At 73.3% G+C, this 2988-nt stretch carries 3 protein-coding genes; 2 read left to right on the top strand and 1 reads right to left on the bottom strand.

Features of this window, described 5'->3' with window-relative positions; genetic code table 11:
- Positions 1-718 (top strand): GNAT family N-acetyltransferase (locus tag B4M60_RS13530; protein ID WP_291085032.1); only part of this gene is annotated, 718 nt, incomplete at its 5' end.
- Between the two features lie 14 nt (positions 719-732).
- Here the strand turns inward: B4M60_RS13530 and pseI are convergent.
- The gene (gene pseI / locus B4M60_RS13525; protein WP_291085029.1) at positions 733-1788 is read right to left on the bottom strand and encodes a pseudaminic acid synthase; all 1056 of its coding nucleotides are present in this window, start codon (positions 1786-1788) and stop codon (positions 733-735) included.
- Positions 1789-1861: 73 nt separating this feature from the next.
- Between pseI and B4M60_RS13520 the strand changes: the two genes are divergently transcribed.
- A partial coding sequence (locus tag B4M60_RS13520; protein ID WP_291085026.1) for an LCP family protein occupies positions 1862-2988 on the top strand: 1127 nt, incomplete at its 3' end.

Here is a 2988-nt window from a genome sequence, read left to right as displayed (position 1 = left end):
CGCTGCGGTGGGTGCGCGCGCGACGGTCGGCCTCGGCCGGCCGGGCGACCTCGACTTGGACACTGCCGCGGCGCGCCTGTCCGCGCTCCTCACCGACGAGCCAGAACGCCGGCGTATGGCGTCCCGGGCCGCTGCGCTCGTCGACGGTCTCGGGGCGTGGCGCCTCGTGGCGAGCTGGTCGGCGCTGCTCGACCGGCCGGTGCACGCGCGACGCGCCGACGAAGGGACCCTGACGCTGCGCCCCGCGGAGCGCTCGGACGCGCCGTTGCTGCTGGCCTGGCGCAACGACCCGCAGGCCCGGCACTGGTCCCGGACCAGCAACCCGGTCGACCCCGACCAGCACGCCCGGTGGCTGACCGACTCGCTCAGCCGCAGCGACCGCGTGCTCCTGGTCGCGACCGACGCGGCGGGGCCCGTGGGGACGGTGCGCTGGGACCGCGCCGATCACCTGGACCCCTCGATCAGCCACGACCGCCCGGACGAGTGGGAGGTCTCGATCACCCTCGCCCCGGACCGCCGCGGTGCGGGCCTGGCCCTGGACGTGCTCCGCGCCGGCGAGGAGCACCTCGCGGCGCGGCACCCGGTGACGGCATACCTCGCGGTGGTCCACGACGACAACCGCGCCTCGCGGCGGCTCTTCGCCCGCGCGGGCTACCTGCCCGACCGGCCCGCGGACGCCGACGGCTTCGCCCGGCTGGTCGCCTTCGCCCGCGGCTGACCTGGGCAGGGCCGCTAGACGAGGTCCCAGGTGAACGCGGTGCCTCGCGTCGCGGCCCTGGTGAACCTGCGGCCGAGCACGGTGGCCAAGGCATCCGGAGGCAGGCCCCCGGCGGGGCGGATCGAACGGACGTTCTCGGTGGTGACCTCGTCCCCGGCCGCGACATCGGCGACGACATACAGCGAGCGGCGCAGCCGCAGCACCGCCTGTTCGTCGGCGGTCGGGCCAAACCGCGCGGGAGTGACCGCGAGCGACGCGGCGGCGCTCTCGCGGACCAGCGCGGCGAGCTCGTCCGGCTCCAGGGAGAAGGCCGAGTCCACCCCGCCGTCGGCTCGGTCGAGCGTGACATGCTTCTCCACGGCGACCGCCCCGAGAGCCACGGCGGCCACCGCGACCCCGATGCCCCGGGTGTGGTCGGACAGGCCCACGGGCACCCCAAAGGCGGCCTCCAGGGTGGGGATGGCGCGCAGCCGGGCCTCGCTGGGCGAGGCCGGGTACGCGGCGGTGCAGGCGAGCAGGATCACCTCGGCCGCGCCACCGTCACGAGCCGCGGTCAGGGCCGCGTCGATCTCGCCGAGGGTCGCCATCCCGGTCGACATGAGGATCGGCTTGCCGGTCCGCCCGATCTCCCGGATGAGCGGCAGGTCGACGATCTCGGCCGAGGCCGTCTTGTAGACCTGCGCACCGAGGTCCTCGAGCAGCGCGACAGCGGTTGGGTCGAACGGGCTGGAGAAGGGCAGGATGCCGCGCTCACGGGCCCGGGCGAAGATCGCCTCGTGCCACTCCCACGGGGTGCAGGCCTGCTGGTAGAGCCCGTAGAGGGTCCGGCCGCCCCACAGTCCGTGCGAGTCCGCGACCCGGAAGGCCGGAGCGTCCACGTCGATGGTCAAGGTGTCGGCCGTGTAGGTCTGGATCTTCACCGCGGCGGCGCCGGACTGGGCCACCGTGTCGACGATCGCCAAGGCCCGGTCCAGCGAGCCGTTGTGGTTGCCGGACATCTCGGCGATGACATACGGGGGGTGCCCCGGGCCCACCAGGACGTCGCCGAGGGTGACTGGACGCACGGCCATGGACCGCAGCGTACGCGCCCACCCGGCGTGGCCAGGACGCCGGTCCGGCCGACATGGACCATAGTTGTTCTCGATGGACCACAGCACCGACCCCGCGTCGCGGGCCACCTACCGGGCCCGACCCGCGGCGATCAGCGACCCGACTCGGCTGACGCCGCGGCTGCGTCGTCGGCGGGCGCTGTCCCTGGTCGTCATGACCCTGCTCGTCCCAGGCTCGGCCCAGCTGGTCGCCGGGAACCGTGGCGTGGGTCGGGTCGCCCTGCGGGTGTGGCTCAGCACGATCGGTGTGCTCGCGGTCCTGGGGCTGGTCGCGCTGGTCCGCCGGTCCTGGGTCATCGGCCTGCTTTCCCGCGGCGCGGTGCTGGCCATCGTGGCCGCCGTGCTCGCCGTCTTAGCGCTGGGCTGGTTGATCCTTTTCGTCGACACGCTGCGGCTGGCCCAGCTGCGGCTGGTCCAGCCCGCGACCCGCCGGGCCGCCGTGGCCCTCACCGCGGTCGGCATGCTGCTGACCAGCGGCACGCTCGTGGTCGCCTCACGGAATGTGTCCGCGGCACGGGATGTCCTCAACTCGGTGTTCGGCGGGTCCCCGGCCGCGGAGGCATCCGCCGGGCGCTACAACTTCCTGCTCCTCGGCGGCGACTCAGGCGCCGACCGCTACAGCACCCGCCCGGACAGCATCACCGTGGTCAGCGTCGACGCCGACACCGGGAAGCCGGTGATGTTCGGCTTCGCCCGCGACACCGAGAATATCCACTTCCGGCCGGGGTCGGTCATGGCCGGGCTGCTGCCGAACGGGTGGGCCTGCGGGGACAACTGCCTGCTCAACGCCCTGTACGTCTGGGGGACCGAGCACGCCAAGGACTTCCCCGCCGGGACCGTCGACCCCGGCATGACCGCGACGGTGGAGGCCGTGGAGGCCCTGAGCGGGCTGGACATCCAGTACTACGTCCTCATTGACCTCAAGGGCTTCCAGACCCTCATCGACGCCGTCGGCGGCCTCGAGATCGACGTCAAGCAGCGGACCATCATCGGCCAGTCCACGGACAAGCCACGGCGCTATATCGAGCCCGGTCGCCAGATCCTCACGGGCTACTACTCCCTGTGGTACGCCCGCTCCCGCGAGGGGGCGTCGAACTACGACCGGATGGCGCGGCAGCGCTGCGTCATGCAGGCGATGCTCAAGCAGCTGAGCCCCACGAC

Source organism: Dietzia sp. UBA5065 (assembly GCA_002415925.1).
Taxonomy (GTDB): domain Bacteria; phylum Actinomycetota; class Actinomycetes; order Mycobacteriales; family Mycobacteriaceae; genus Dietzia.
This window is presented reverse-complemented; position numbering and strand designations above follow the sequence as displayed.

Excerpts from the sequence above, each read along its gene's own strand:
- pseI (WP_291085029.1), bottom strand. The coding sequence starts at position 1,788 with ATGGCCGTGCGTCCAGTCACCCTCGGCGACGTCCTGGTGGGCCCGGGG.